Below are 14,726 nucleotides of genomic sequence, written 5' to 3'. Positions count from 1 at the left end.
GCTGAAGGTCAAAAACGAGTGGCCCCTGGCGGCGGTGGCCCTGGTGCACGCCCTCCAGCACCACGTTGATGTGGCCTATGTGCTCGACCACGGCAGCAGCGATGGCACCGCCGCTGGCCTCCGCACCTGACTGGCTCTATCGCTTCGATGCCGATGTAGTTCTGATCGCTGCGCGAGGGCTGGGTGTGGAGTTCCAGCACGTTGTTCATGATCTCCACCAGGGTCTTGTCCGACAGCCGCTCAGGTCTACTCAGGCGTTGTGCAATGCCGAATATCTCATCTGGATAAACGCAGGATCAGCCATCCCCAGGGCAAGGGGAAGGACGGCCAGAATCGCTAATCACCAAGGCGTTCCCAGCAACTGGATGCCCGCCCAGAAGAAGGGGTGCTGCAGACCTGTGCTGATGCGACGTTGCTGGGACGTGGTCAGTTTGGAGAGGAGCACATCGCCCCCGGCCCCGATCACCTGGTCGCCCACGAGCCGCATCCGGCCGTTCGCCATGGCGCGCCGGGTGAATTGCAGCGCCTCGGCCTTGGGAAGGCCCTGGTCCAGGTAGCGGTAGAACTGCACGAACAGCGCCGAAGTGGCCACATCGTCGATGTACCAGAGGCTGCCGATCGCACTGCGGGAGCCCGCCTGGAGCGCCAACCCCGCGAAACCCAGTTCGCTGTCGGCATCACCGAGGGCGGTGCGGCAGGCGCTGAGGCTGAACACATCCAGCTGACCCTCACCGCGGCGTTGGCGCAGCTGGGATAACTGACGCAGGGACATCGGACCGGTGCCTGAGTACAGGCGAGCCGCCGCTGGCCCGCCGGGCAGGAATTCGGCGTGGGTGGCGATGTGCACCCGATCGATCAGTGGATCGCCCGCCTTCTGGAGCAGCACTTGGGGCGTAAAGCTCCTGTTGAGGAAGCTCTGGTTCGCCCTGCCCTTGCCCACCCGGTCGAGCTCCTGGGGCACCAGAGGCAGGGCATTGAGGCCCACGAACTCGGAGGCCCCGGCCGCCAGCAGTTGTGGTTGGGCTTTCTCGGGCAGCACTGCCAGCTTGGTGAGCCCCAGGGCCGGCGTCATGCCGAGGCCGTAGCGCTCACCCAGGTAGCTCTGGCCGTCGTGGAGGGCCGCGAACGGCACAGCCTGCAGCCCCGCATCGGCGGAGATCAGCAGCGTGGTGATCTTGTGCTTTTGCAGCTGCGCGGCAATCGGCTGGATCAGAATCGAATACAGCTGCCGAGCCGGTGAGTTCGGATCGTTGACATCCAGCGGCGATTGACTCGCCAGTTGGCCATAGAGCTTGCGCAGCAGCTCGTTGAAGCTCTTGAGCGAAACCTCACTGCGGGCACCATGCACATCCCCATCGGGTGGCACCAAGGTGATGTCGAGGAAGGAATCGGCCTCGGGATTGGCGGACTTGCCCTTGGCTTCGCTGAAGCCGATGCGCAGGATCGCCGGGTTGTAGAGGGCCGGATTGAAGGGGGAAGCACCATCGGAAGCGCGCGCCAGCTGCACAGCGGCGGCTGGCGGAGCCGCCAAGGCAACTGGTGTCGTTACAGGGAGACCGAGGAACAACGGCAGCGAGGCCACCAGGTAACGGCTCGGCCAATGACGTGCTGGCCGGATCATGGCTGACCTCCTCGGATCCGCCCGCGCACAGCTTTGATCACCTTCTGCAGGCTCGCCTGCAATTGAGCAGGAGTAGGCGCCAATAGGCCGTCAGTGGGGTCAAGACCTAGTTTCGCCGCCGTTGCTTCCATCGCTCGCTGCTCGGAAGCGGTGAACTGCTCTTCCACCTGTGAGGGGGTGAGCTGCTGCACGGATGGATCGAACGTCCACAGACCACTGGTTGAAAGACCTTCATTCAATAAGAAATTGGCATAGAGGAAGGCCGATTCCGTGAGGGTGATAGAAAGCGGATCGATCCCCAGCTGCTCCCACTGGGCGACCAGCAACGAACCCGGCGCCGTGTAATCAACGCTGGAGAGCGGAGAGCTCTGACCGAGATCGACGCTGAGCTGGAACGCCACCTCAGAGGGCAGCGCGACGATGGGGGACAAAACAGCGCTCAAGGGCAGATTAGGCAACACACTCACAGCGCCCAATCCCACCCCATTCAAAAACAACCGGCCACCGATGATGCTGGCGTTGTTGAGAATCGAACCGCCGAACAGGCTGAAGGTGCCATCACCACCGCCCACGAGAGAGGTGGCAGCATCGAGGCTCAAGGTGGCGGTATTGGCAGAACCCAGCAGGATGGAACCGCCGCTCAAGCCCACCACGTTCAAGGTGGAGCCAACCAAGGCGATGGCAAGGCCGTCGATGGAGATGGAACCGCCAAGACCAGGGGGATCCGCCACCAGGCTGGAGTTGGTGAGCGTAACGCTACTGGGCAGGGATTTCAGGCCCAGCTGAATCGAACCACCTTCGCTGGCACCAGAAGTGTTCACCGTGGCGTTGGTGAGGGTGATGCTGCTGCCATCGAGCTGCACCGTGCCGGCGGCACTGGCTCCGCTGGCATCGATGCGAGCGCCGTTCAGGCTCAGCGGACCGCCGCTGCTCACGGAGATCAGAGCGCCGGGGCTGATGAGCGACGCGGTGGAGGAAAGATCCGTGGCGCCGGTGGCGATCAGGTTGATGGGCCCACCGGCTGAGCTCACAGCGCCGCTGAGGTTGAGGGCGCCAGCGCTGCTGGTCAGGCTCACCGGGCCCGTGGATCCCACGCTGCTGAGGTTGAGGTCGCCGCTGGCCTGGGTGATCGCAACGCTGGAGAAACCGCTACCGAGACTGCCGCCGCTCTCGGTGTAGGAGCCATTCACCACGAGCGGACTGCTGCCGTTCACCAGCCCCTGGTTGCTCAGGGAGGTGGTCGAAAAATTGCCACCACTGAGACTCAAGCTGGCGCCGCTGGCCACGGATGTCGCACCGCTCACCGCCAGGGAACCACCGGTGATGCTGAGGCTCTGGTCGATGATGAGGCTCTGCAGGTTGGTGCTACCGGCGGCGGCGTCGTAAGTGAGGGCGCCGCTACCCACGGGGATCACCACGACGGCCACGTTAGAGCCACTGGGCAGGACATCCCAGTTGGCCGCATCGCTCCAGTTGCCAGGGGTGGAGGCGCTCCAGGTGCCGAGGGGGCGGATGGTGATGTCGGCGGTCAGGCCGCCCGGCTGAAGAAGGGTGTAATTGGCCGCATCGGGGCCACTGATCACGAAGCCGGAGACGGCAACGGGCTTGGCCAGGCCGGCGTTGGGATCGGCGAATTGACCGGTTGCGGTTAGGCCGTTAAGCGTCACACCGTCGGTGCCTAAGAGGCCTGACACGGCGGCGGCGGTATTGTTGAGGGTGGCCTGAGTGGTGCCGTCGTAGGTCTTGCTGAGGGGGGTAACGCCCGTGACCGAGAGGCTGAGGGGATTGATCGTGTAGTTGGGAGTTGATGTGAAGCCTGAGAAGCTGTAGTTCGCCGCATCGCTACCGCTGAGGGTGGCGCTGGCCGTTTGGGTGTAGGTACCAACGATGGGGGTGCCGCCGGTGCTGAGGGTTGAGGTATTGACGGAGGTGGCAGAACCGACGAGATCGCCGGAGAAGAGATTGGAGAAGCTGACTGCACCGGGGCTGAGGGCCGCGCCGTAGATGGAACTGGAGGGCGCAATCGCGGCACCGGCGAGCGCGAGCGGATTGATCGTGCCCAGGGCGGTACCGCTCGCTGTTGAGCTGGCCAACTGGTAGCCATACACCGCAACCGCACCCTCGCTGGCGCCGGAAATCGTCACCCCAGAAACGGAGACATCCTTTCCACTGCCAACATCCTTCGCACCACGCCCCCCGGTCCCGGCCGTTGTGTACGTGCCGAGCGTGGAATTGTTCACCTGTACGGTGTCGCCATCGATCGCGCCACTGACGAGATAGTTGCCAGCGGCGATCGGGGCGGCCACGGTGCCGTCGTAGGTCTTGCTGATGCTGCCGGTGAGGCTGGCCGTGACCGTTGGCGTGGCGCTGTAGAGGAAGCCATTGCCGGCGCCCAATACAGGGCTCGCGCTGCCGTAAGTGATGCCGTATTGCTTGAAGGCATAGCTCAAGCCGCCGCGGTTGTCGGTGAGGGGGCTGGCGGAATAGACCAACCAGCGCGCCCCTGGTGCCACCGCTAGCGCCCCGGCGCCGGCCAGGTTGGTGAAGGCGCCCGTGCCGGCATCGAGCACCAAGGCACTCCCCGTGCTTGCCGTGGCGTTCAGCACGACACCGGGCTGCAGCGTCAGCCCTGTGGCACCGCGGCCCAGCAGGGTGGTGGCCGTCACGGGTCCATCGACGAGCAGGTTTCCTGCCGCCGCCGTAAACGACACCGGTCCATTAACGGTCCAGGCGCCCGGGCTGAGATCACCGCTGGCCTGGTTGAGCGTGACCCCGGTGAGGGTGGTGCCCGTAGTTCCGCCCGTACGCGAGAAGGCATTAGAAACCGTGAGGCTGCCGCTGCCGGCCAACGCTCCGCCACTGAGGGCCAACGACGATGCGCTGAGGGGCGATTGAATGTTCAGGGTGCCACTGACCGTGAGATTGCCAGCAAGGTTGGAGGCCGTTCCTGGATCGTTCAGCGTCAACGCCCCCCCGGAATTGATCGTGAGGCTGTTGCCGGAGATGCTGTTCAACCCCTTGATGCTCTGGCTGCTGGAGAGGGTCACATCGACACCAGCTACCAGATTCAGGTAGGCCACATCGGTGGTGGTGGGCAACTTATCGCTTGTCCAATTCGCCAGGGTTTCCCAGCCGGTGGTGCCGCCACCGCCATCCCAGCAGACGCCCAGGCAGCTCAGGCCGGAGTTGGTGAGGCGGTAGACGCTGCCCACGATCGCCCCGTTGACACCCGAAGGCAGATTCGAGCTGGCAAAGCTGCCGGTGGCCGTTCCGCCGGATGTGATCACATCGAAGCTTTGACCGGGGCTAGGGGCGTAGGCATTGATCAGCTGGGTGTTGATCGTGCCACCAAGGCTCACGTTGCCCGAAACCGCTAGCCGGTCGTATTGGCTACCGGGTGTGGCACCGCCCAGGTCGAGGTTGAGCACGGAGGCCCCGCCCAGAGCTAGGTCGCCGATGAGACTCAGGGTTCCCGCAGTACTAGTGCTAGCGCTGCCGGGGTAGATGAACAAGAGGTTGGTGAGCGTATTGCCGGCGCCCACATCAATGGTGCCAAAGCCCGAAAGAATGCCGTTGTTGGTGAGGCCTCCTGAAGCAACCTGGAAAGTTGCTCCCGATGCAATTTCGATTATGCCATTGTTCTGCATTGCCGACGCAGGGCTGATCGCCAGCGTTCCCGCGCTCACCTCCACTGATCCGCGGTTCGTCAGATTCACTCGATTGCCCCCTGCTCCCAAGGTCGCAGTACCCGTACCAGCACTCTTGCGCAGTATTCCGTTCAGGTTATTGAACTCAATCGCGAACAAGCCTTTGTTGCCCCAGATGCTATCGGTCTGCACGTCGAACAAAAGTGAGTTAGTGATCACTCCATTTGCACTAAAATCAACATTGCCGCTCGTCCATTGCACTATCCCCTGATTCGTCAGTTGGCTCAAGCCATAGGTGCCGCCGCCGTTCACCACCAATTTGGCCGCTGGAGACACCGTCAGCGTTCCCGTTCCATCAAGGGTGCCGCCGGCCCACACCGAGGATCCGTTCAGTGTTAAGGCTCCTTTGGTGGTCAACGTGCCACCACTGATGGTCAGCCCACCATCCAATAGCGAGCTTGTTCCTGGATCATTCAGCGTCAACGTGCCACCAGGATTGATCGTGAGGTTGTTGCCGGCGTTGCTGTTCAACCCCTTGATGCTCTGGCTGCTGGAGAGGGTCACATCGACACCAGCCACCAGGTTCAGGTAGGCCACATCGCTGGTGGTGGGCAACTGATCACTTGTCCAATTCGCCGGGTTTTCCCAGGCGGTGGTGCCGTCACCGCCATCCCAGCAAATGCCAAGACAGCTCAGACCTGAGTTGGTGAGGCGGTAGACGCTGCCCACGATCGCGCCGTTGAACCCCGAGGGCAGATTCGAGGTAGCAAAGCTGCCTGTGACCGTTAATGGGTCGTTTGAGATCACATCGAAGCTCTGGCCAAGGCTTGGGCTAAAACCATTGATAAGTTGGGTGTTGATCGTGCCACCGAGGCTCACGTTGCCACTAACTGTTATCCAGTCGAATTGGCTGCCATTAATGGGCCCGCCAATTTCGAGATTAAGGACTGAGGTGCTGCCCAGGACAAGGTCGCCCCCAGACAGGGTCAGCCAGCCCGCGACGCCATCGCCTCCGGGGCTGATGGTGCCGAGGTTGGTGAGAGTAGCAGAAGGAGAAGTACTATCGCCTTGGAGTAAGAGGCTCCCCTGCGCCAGACCTAAACCGCCGCGGATGATGCCGCCCGCCGCATTGGTGAAGCTTTTCGCGCTGATGCTGGTGTTCGGGCCGATCTCTAGAACACCAGCATTGGAGAAGGGATTGGTGGGGAAGATCCCGATACTTCCCAAGGTGGTAGCAATGGTACCCGTGTTGTTCAGCGTCGTTGGTTTAATCGAGAACACCTGCCCAGCCGTGGAGGCACGAATCGTGCCCTGGTTGTTCAGCGTTGCCGATGAGTTGGTCGTCAACGTGCCATAGCCCTGCAGCGTCACGCCGCTGCCGATTCCGAACGTTCCAGGACCGCCATTGCCCGCAATGATGTTACCGCCGCTGCTGTTGATCACAGCAGTCCCGCCAGTCGTTAACTGCGTGCCCGGGGCTGCATACCAGTCGCTGCTGATGCCTTTGTTCAACGTGATTCCATTGGCCAGCCCGATCGTTCCAGAAAGATTCAACCCCCCTGTGGTCGACAGATTCGAGCCGAACGTGATGTTGCTCAGCGTTGCGTTACTTGAGGCAATCTCTGACCCGGTGATCGTGCTGCCGCTGATCGTGCCCGCCAAGGAAGTGCTGCCGTTGAAGGCCGCCGTGCCGCCATTGAGGGCGAGGGTGGCACCAGTAGCCAGGCTGGTGGTCCCACCGCCACTGGCATCACTGTCGGGGTTGAGCGTGAGATTCAGCTGTCCAACGCTGCTGCTGATGTTCGCGTTGAGGTTGATGTTGTTGTAGGCCGTGAGCGTGAGCGTGGCGTTACCCCCCGCCGTTTTGCTGATCGGTGAGGCCACGGTGATGTCGCCCGCCTGGGTGCCGCCGGCGCTGGTCACCACACTCACGTTGGTGCCGGCATTGAGCGCGGTCTCAAGGGTGCTGGTGGTGAGCACCGCGCTGTCGCCGGTGGTGATCACGGCCGGCGGGGCGGTGACGTTGCTGTCGGGCCCCGTTGCCTGGATCGTGACGTTGTTGGGATCGATCAGCCACGTGCCGCCTTGGCCCTTCGGGGCGGAAGCGTCCGGCGCCTGGTTCACCACCAGCTCGCCGCGGCTGGAGGTTTCCACCAGGCCGCCATCGCCGCCCTGGGGGCCCCCGCGGGCCGAGAGGGCGCCTTCCACCTTGATGCTGTCGGTGCCGTAGACCACCACGGTGCCGCCCGAACCCTGGGCCGTGGCATCGGCGCGGACCGCGCTGGCCCCATCCACGCTCGTGCGTTGGGCGTTGGTGATCGTGGGATCGGCTCCCAGCAGGCCACCGCCCAGGCGCACCGTGCCGCCGCCGCTGGAGCCGCTCACATCCACCGTGCTGGATTGCAGTGAAACCGAGGCCCCGGTGATCGCCACCTGGGCCCCGGGCGCCTGGATCCCGGCCGCCTGCAGCAGCACGTTGCCGCCCTGGGCATCGAGCAGCAGGCTCTGATCGACGGTGAGCAGGCCGTCTGAAAGGCTCAGATCGCCGTTCTTCTGCAGGCCGAGCGCCGCCAGGCTGGCCGGATCGGTGAGGGCACCAGCCGCCCCTAGGCCCGGTGTGCCGCTGAGCAGGGCCGCCTGGCCGGCTGTGGTGCCCGCCGCATCGAATACACCGTTGCCCACGCGCCAGCCGGTGGCGGTGCTCAGGTTCAGCTGCTGGATGTTGGCGAAACCGCCGGCGCCGCTGATGGCGATGCCGCCCGGGGAGAGCCAGAACAGGTTGCCGGGGCTAGAGAACGAGACAAGTTTGTCGATGAAGCTGCCCAGGGGGCTCGTCACCCCAACGAACACGTTTTGGGCGCCGCCGGTGGAGAAATTCACCCCCGTGATGCCGCCGCGCGTGTCGAAGGCGGAAAAGCGGTGAAAAAGGTTACGGCCCGCCGCCGTGCCGCCGCCCACCTGGCAGAGGCCCGATGCGCAGCTGCCGCCCAGCTGGCCGTTCACCGCGGTGCCCAGGCCCAGGGCGCCGCCGCTGGCGCTCACTTCGCCCGCCATGGCAGGCGCTCCAGCCAGGATTAGCGCCCAAAGACCGATGGCATGACGCAGCGCCATGGGTGGGGCCGTTCGCGACTAGCTCCAGAAGCTAAAGCCCAATCAGCTTTTTTAGCGGTTGATCCATAATTGATCACTGAGAATCTGCTAAGTGCTGCATCACTGCAGCAGCTAATCCGTAGCCCTCGCTACTAAACATGGCTTCATCGTCGTGCCCAATGGCGCACCTATCCTTGCCCCCTAACGGTTTCAAGCCATCTCCCCAGCGCCGCGCATCATTGGCCTGCTGAAGGTCAAAAACGAGTGGCCCCTGGCGGCGGTGGCGCTGGTGTACGCCCTCCAGCACCACGTTGATGTGGCCTATGTGCTCGACCACGGCAGCAGCGATGGCACCGCCACTGGCCTGGCGGCCTTGCAGGCGTCGCCGTTGGGTGCACGAATCCATGTGGTGCGCTTCGAGGAGGAAGCTTTCATCGAAGAGGCGTTCATGAACGCCCTGGTGGAGGTGGCCCAGGCCTCCGCTCCCGAGTGGTTCTACCCCTTTGATGCCGATGAAATTCTGATCGCTCCGTCAGGGCTACGGGAGCTGATTGAAAGCCTGCCCGACACCATCAACGCCCTGCATTACCAGGTGGAAAACTGGCTTTCCACGTCGGATTTTGATGAGACCAACCTCAATCACTACCGCGTTCTTCAGGTGCGCTCCCTGCCGGATCAACCCTTCTCACCCTCGCTGGATCCACGTCTGGTGGAAGCGATCATCGCGGGTTCGTTCAACTATTTCCGCCTGCCGTTCGGTGGCAAGGTGATCTTCCGCAACACCGCCTCGGCCTGGCTCGCGGCCGGCGCCCACGAACTGCGCCCATCCATCCGCGCCCAGAGCCTGTTCGCCCACCGCCAGCACCTGAGGTGCGCCCACCTGCCCCTGCTCAGCCGCGGGCGGCTGGCGCGCAAGGCGGCGATGGGCCGCCGCACGATCGCCGACGGCATGGCTCCCTGGTACAACTGGCAACACCAGATGATCGCGCGATTGGAGGAGCTGAGGAGCCTCGAATCGTTCTGGGCCCGCCACAGCTGGCTGCCCGGGGGCGATCCCACGCAACCAACGGCGGATGGGCTGCGGGTGGCCGTCGATGACAGCCTGCAGCGGGCCCTGGGGCCCACCCTTGACACCCTGACGGACCTCAGGCTTGACCTGAGCGAACGTTGCGCGGCCGGGGCACCCGCTGACGCGCCCCTTTCCCTCCCGGCTGATCTCTACCGGCTGGCCCTGCGAGCATGCGCTCCACACAACGCTCGAACGCCCGGGCATGGTCCGCCTCCTGCCGCAGGGGCGACGCTTCCATAAGGGCTCGCAGACCCTTGCGCTCGGCGCTGAGCCCCACGGGATCCGCCGCGAGCTTCAGGGCAATCGCCAGGTAAGCCTCCGGATCATCGGCAATCCACTCGGGACGGCCCAGGGCCTCCAGCAGGCTCACACCGCCGCGCGCCTGGGGCAGCTGGCCACGCAGTGCCACAACGGGCACACCCATCCAGAGGGCATCGCAGGTGGTGGTCACACCGTTGTAGGGGAAGGGATCGAGGGCGATGTCGATGGCGTGGTAAGCCCCCATGTGCCCATGGTTGGGGTTGCGTGGGAGCAGCGCCAGCCGCTCTGCCGGCACCCCATGGGCGGAGAACGCCCCCAGGATGCGGCCGCGCCAAAAGGGATCCTCCAGCTGGCTGTACTGCAACAGCAGGCGGCTGCCCAGGCAGCTGAGCAGCAAGCGGCTCCAGAGGGCAACGACCTCACGGCTGAGCTTGTTGAGGTTGCTGCGGGATCCAAACGTGATCCCCGGCGCCTCCAGGGCCGGCAACGGGGAAACCTCCGGGGCTTCGCACGCCGGGCGGTAGACGAACTGGCAGCGGTCCATCAGCACCGCACGCTCAGATTTGCCCTGATCTGGATCCTGCCAATCCTGACCCGAGCCAGCCTCCACCCAGGCATCGCTGAGGCGGTAGTCAATCGTGGGCAGCCCGGTGCGGAAGGGGTAACCGAGCCAGGAGACCTGGACCGTTGCCGGCCGTGTGGCCAGCGCCCCCAAACGGGTGCCACGGGTGTGGCCATTGAGCTCGACGAGCAGATCGATGCCTTCGCTGCGGATCAAGCTGGCCAAGTCGCCGTCATCGAGGTGATGGCAGGGGTGCCACTCCAGGGGCAACCGCCGCAGCCGCTCGCTCACTTCATCGTTCTCTTGCTGGCTGGCGAAACAGACCACCTCGTAGCGCTCCCGGTCCAGGTGCTCCAGCAACGGCTCCAGAAAGGTGCTCACCGCATGGCGGCGCAGGTCGCTGGAGAGGAACCCCAGTCGTGGCTTGCCGCTGGGGCTGGGGGGCCGGGTCTGATCCTGGGGCGCTGGGCTGACAACCCCAGGGGCCTTCCTGGCCATCAGGGCCTCCCCCCAGGCGCGGTGGCGCTCCAGCAACTCGGCCTCACTGAGGTCGGAGCGGTAGAGGTCCCGCATCAGCTGGCCGCTGCCCAGGTTGTGCAGGGCCTCCGGCTGGTCGCCCTGGAGCTCCAGGGCGCGGCGATGGCAGGCCTCGGCTTCGGCGTGGAAGGCCAATTCCTCGAGGGCGCAGCCCAGGTTCACCCAGGCACCGGCATGGCCTGCCTGCAACGCCAGAGCCCCACGGGCCGCCAGCTCCGCCTCCGACAACCGTCCCAACAGGCGCAGGGCATTGGAGAGGTTCGCGAGGGCGTTGGCGTAATCCGGCCGCAGGCCGAGGGCCTGGCGGTAGGCCCCTTCAGCCGCCCCGATCTGGCCAGCAGCCAGCAGGGCATTGCCGAAGTTGTTCAGCAGCACCGGCCGCAACTCAGCTGAGGCCGCCACCCCACTGGCCTGGCGTTGCTCCAGCAGGGCCAGAAAGGAGGGGTAGGCGGGCAGAAAACTCGGCCAACCGTTGACAAGCTGCTCGAACAGGGCCTGGGCTCGATCGATCTGGCCCGTGCGGAACTCCAGTTCCGCCTGGTTGTGGCGGGGGGCCGGATGGCTTGGATCGAGCGTGATGGCCTCCTCCAGCAGGGTTCGTGCCTGCGCCACCTCTCCTTTGGCCAAGGCGTCCAAGGCTCGATTGATCGCCGCTGCAATCCCCTGGTCTGCAGGCTGCGCCTGCCCAGGTCCGGCCTGCCCCGAAGTCAGTTCACTCACGTTGGGGATCCCCGATCAGCGCTCAACTACCGCCCTTGGCAGCTGGGCGCAGGAATATCTCCACATCCACCTCGTCGATCTGCTCAGGCAGCAGGAAGAGATCGGCATAGTTCTGGTAGATGCCGGAGCGCAGGAACAGCTCGAACAGGTCGGCGTCAATGTGCTGGCGGTCGCGGAAGCCGGCCAGGATCTTGAGGCATTCCGACAACGACTTGGCCTTCTTGTAGGGGCGATCGGATGCCGTGAGCGCCTCGAAGATGTCGGCGATCGCCATGATCCGCGACGGCACCGAAAGCTGCTCGCCCGTGAGCTTGCGCGGGTAGCCCTTGCCGTCGAGGGTCTCGTGGTGGGTACCCGCATACTCCGCCACCCGCGAGAGATTGGCGGGGAACGGCAGAGCCTCGAGCATGATGATCGTCTGCACGATGTGCTCGTTGATCTTGTAGCGCTCCTCGTCGGTGAGGGTGCCGCGGGAGACCGAGAGGTTGTGCAGTTCCCCGAGGTTGTAGAGGTGCTCGGGAACCTCCATCTTGAAGCCGTAGCGGGCGTCAGGGATCTGGCTGTCCTCGCGGGGGATGATGTGACACGACTTATCCGCCAGCAGGGACTCCTCCGCGGGCAGCGTCTGAAGCAGTTGGGTGTGGCGTGAAAGCTCCTCCCAGGCCAGGCCCAGGGAACTGTCGAAATGGCGCTGCCAGCTCTGGGCACCGATGGCATGCAGGCGCTCCACCAGCTCAGGGCCCAGGAACTCACCCCCGAGGTTGCACTCAGCCACGAAGGTGAACTGGTCCTTGAGCTCTGCCTCCCGCTGCTTGTAGGCCTTGTCCAGCTGTTCGCGATCCGCTCCGTTGATCACCCCTTCAAACCAGACAATGCGGGCATCCCGCAGCAGCACCTCGAAACGGGTGCGGATTTCGTGGATGCGGTTGTAGTTGGTTTCAAGTTTGGTGGCCTTGTCGACCACGTATTCAGGGGTGGTGATCTTGCCGCAGTCGTGCAGCCAGGCGCCGATGCGGAACTCACGCCAGTCCTCCTCTCCGCCGAGCGAGAACTCAGCCAGGGGGCCCGCCGTGGTCTCTTCGGCCTCTCGGGCCAGCATCAGCGCCAATTCCGGCACCCGGGCGCAGTGGCCGCCGGTGTAGGGGCTCTTGGCATCGATGGCCCCCGCCAGCAGGGTGATCATCGAATCGATCAGCTGCCGCTGGGCCTCCAGCAACTGGGTGCGCTCGACGCAAACCGCCGCCTGAGAGGCCAGGGCCTCAATCAGGCTCTGATCAAAGGCATCGAACGGACGCACCAGCGTCTGGGCCGTTTCAGCGCTGATCACGGTGGCGGGGTCAATCTTGCGGTTGATCAGCTGCATCACCCCCACCGTTTCGCCTGAGGTGGAGCGCATCGGCACGGTGAGCATCGACACGGCCCGGTAACCCAGTTCCTTGTCGACGGTGCTGTCGAAGCGGTAAGGCAGGGCTGGATCGAGCTGATAGACGTCGGGGATGTTGAGCACCTCGCCGGTGAGGGCACTCCAGCCCACCAAGCGCTCGGAGGTGAGCGGGAAACGCAGATCGGAGAGCTCCTCATGGATGTCATCCTGCTGACCAGCCAGCCTCGATCGGCTCGCCAGGCTGGCGTTCTGGGAAACCGCGAACCAGAGCTTGTCCACACCACCAGGATCCTTGCGCTGATCCACGCGCTCCACCAAAAAGATGCTGCCGGCATCACTGCCCGTGAGCTGGCGGGATTTGGTCAGGATCAGGTGCAACAGGGTGCGCAGATCGCCGGCACCGCTGAGGGCGGTGGCGATGTTCAGGATCTCCACCAGGGTCTGATCCGACGGCCCGCTCGGAGCAGCTGCGGGGCGGGAGAAGGCCGTGTCGGTCATGGGCGAACCGCCTGATCAGCTAGATCCAACCTTAAGTTGGCCCACCGAACTCGCCACTCACCAGGGCGTTCCCAGCAGCTCGATTCCCGCCCAATAAAAGGGATGCTGCAGACCACGGCTGACCCGGCGTTGCTCGGCGAGGGTGAGATCCGTCAGCAGGGGCTGAGGGCCCGGTCCCAGCAACTGATCCCCCTGCAGGCGCACCTGGCCATCGATGAAGGCCGAACGCGTGCGCTGGAGGGCTTCTGCCTTGGGCAGACCGCGATCCAGATGCCGGTAGAACTGAATGAAGAAGGCGGCGGCAGCCACATCATCCACGTACCAGAGGGTGCCCAGGGCGCTGCGGGAGCCCGACTGCAACGCCAGGCCGGAAAAGCCCAGCTCCGAATCTGAATTGCCAAGCGCCGTACGGCAGGCGCTCAGGGAGAACAGATCCAGCGGTACCCCCTGGCGTCGCTGCCGCAGGGCGGCAAAGCGCGCCAGGGAGACTGGGCCCGTCCCTGAGAAGATCATCGACTTGTCCGGCCCCCCGGGCAGGAATTCGGCATGGGTGGCCACGTGCACGCGCTGGTACTGGGAATCGCCCGCCTTCACCAGCACCACATCGGGGGTGAAGGCCCGATTGAGGAAGAGATCCGTGCGCCCGGGCGCCGAGGTATTGGCCAGTTCCTTGGGCACCAAGGGCAACGGGGAGAGCCCCTCGAACACCGAGGCACCCGCACTCAACACCCGCTTATCCGGTTGGGCGAGGGGCACATCCTTGACCATCAGCCCCAGGGACGGGGTGATGGAAAAGGCGTAGGTCTGGCCGAAATAAGCCTTGCCGTCGTGGAGAGCTGCCAGGGGGAGAGCCTGGAGGCCGGCATCCACCGAGATCAGCAGGGTGGTGATCCCCCGCTGTTTCAGCTCAGGCTCGATCGGCGCGATCAACAGGGCGTGCAGTCGCCGGGAGGGTGAGGCTGGGTTGCCCACATCCAGGGATTCGAACCGGGCCAGGCGCACGTAGAGGCCCTTGAGGAGCTCGGCGAACTGCTTCACGTTCAGCTGCACCCGCTTGCCGATCACCGGGCCCTCGGGAGGAACGAAGCTGAGATCGATGAAGCCCTCGTTTGTGGAGGCGCCCGGTGGGGCCTTCTCCTGGGGGTTGACCGCTTGTGGGGCGCTGGAGAAGGCCAGACGCAGAATCCCCGGCCGGTAGACCGCCGGTGCCAGGACGGTCTTGGCCGGGCCGTCTGGGACCGGTACCGCCACGGGCGTGGCCGAACGGGCGGGGCCATTGGGAGCCACCAAGGCCAGCAGAACCAGGGAAATGAGTGGCCGAATCAGGGGTGCCATAG

General features: G+C 64.5%; 5 protein-coding genes and 1 pseudogene. 1 reads left to right on the top strand and 5 read right to left on the bottom strand.

Features of this window, described 5'->3' with window-relative positions:
* Positions 1–340: 340 nt before the first annotated feature.
* Together KBZ13_RS07765 and KBZ13_RS07760 are read right to left on the bottom strand one after the other, a co-directional pair.
* The gene (locus KBZ13_RS07765; protein WP_255007975.1) at positions 341–1,621 is read right to left on the bottom strand and encodes a CHAT domain-containing protein; all 1,281 of its coding nucleotides are present in this window, start codon (positions 1,619–1,621) and stop codon (positions 341–343) included.
* Complete coding sequence (locus tag KBZ13_RS07760; protein WP_255007974.1) at positions 1,618–8,379, bottom strand: YDG domain-containing protein; 6,762 nt, start codon at positions 8,377–8,379, stop codon at positions 1,618–1,620. The genes KBZ13_RS07765 and KBZ13_RS07760 overlap by 4 nt, the downstream gene beginning before the upstream one ends.
* Before the next feature lie 196 nt (positions 8,380–8,575).
* Here KBZ13_RS07760 and KBZ13_RS07755 point away from each other — a divergent pair.
* Positions 8,576–8,884: pseudogene (locus KBZ13_RS07755) on the top strand (glycosyltransferase family 2 protein); the annotation flags it as partial.
* A gap of 619 nt (positions 8,885–9,503) precedes the next feature.
* Here KBZ13_RS07755 and KBZ13_RS07750 read toward each other — a convergent pair.
* From KBZ13_RS07750 to KBZ13_RS07740, 3 genes are all read right to left on the bottom strand, one after another.
* Complete coding sequence (locus KBZ13_RS07750) at positions 9,504–11,423, bottom strand: tetratricopeptide repeat protein (RefSeq protein WP_255007973.1); 1,920 nt, start codon at positions 11,421–11,423, stop codon at positions 9,504–9,506.
* A gap of 106 nt (positions 11,424–11,529) precedes the next feature.
* Positions 11,530–13,389: an HD family phosphohydrolase gene (locus KBZ13_RS07745; RefSeq protein ID WP_255007972.1), complete on the bottom strand. Its 1,860-nt coding sequence runs from the start codon at positions 13,387–13,389 to the stop codon at positions 11,530–11,532.
* Between the two features lie 57 nt (positions 13,390–13,446).
* Positions 13,447–14,724 (bottom strand): CHAT domain-containing protein, encoded by a 1,278-nt coding sequence (locus KBZ13_RS07740; RefSeq protein ID WP_255007970.1) that lies wholly within the window; start codon positions 14,722–14,724, stop codon positions 13,447–13,449.
* Between the last annotated feature and the right edge of the window lie 2 nt (positions 14,725–14,726).

The sequence above is a fragment of the Cyanobium sp. ATX 6F1 genome, assembly GCF_024346315.1.
GTDB lineage: Bacteria > Cyanobacteriota > Cyanobacteriia > PCC-6307 > Cyanobiaceae > ATX-6F1.
This window is presented reverse-complemented; position numbering and strand designations above follow the sequence as displayed.